General features: G+C 46.0%; 1 tRNA gene. It reads left to right on the top strand.

From position 1 onward, the window contains the following. The first annotated feature begins 202 nt into the window (after positions 1–202). Positions 203–275, top strand: a tRNA-Lys gene (locus tag E4T71_RS09340). Positions 276–328 lie beyond the last annotated feature (53 nt).

Below are 328 nucleotides of genomic sequence, written 5' to 3'. Positions count from 1 at the left end.
GGTTATCACGTCGCCCTGTCACGGCGAAGATCGCGGGTTCGATTCCCGTCGGGACCGTTCAAAATGTACAGTGTACATTTTGAATGTATAAAATAAAGCAAACGAAAGTTTGCGTCAAAGATGTACAGTGTACATTTTGAATATATAACTAAGGCAAGTGTAAGCTTGTCACCTATGAACCAGTATTGGAGACTAGGGGAGAGACTCGTTAGCTCAGTTGGTAGAGCAATTGACTTTTAATCAATGGGTCGCTGGTTCGAGCCCAGCACGGGTCATATGCGGGTTTGGCGGAATTGGCAGACGCACCAGATTTAGGATCTGGCGCTTT

The organism is Streptococcus sp. WM07, assembly GCF_004570525.1.
In the GTDB taxonomy this organism is placed as follows: domain Bacteria; phylum Bacillota; class Bacilli; order Lactobacillales; family Streptococcaceae; genus Streptococcus.
The sequence above is the reverse complement of the archived record's forward strand: the minus strand, read 5'-3'. Positions and strand labels throughout refer to the sequence as shown.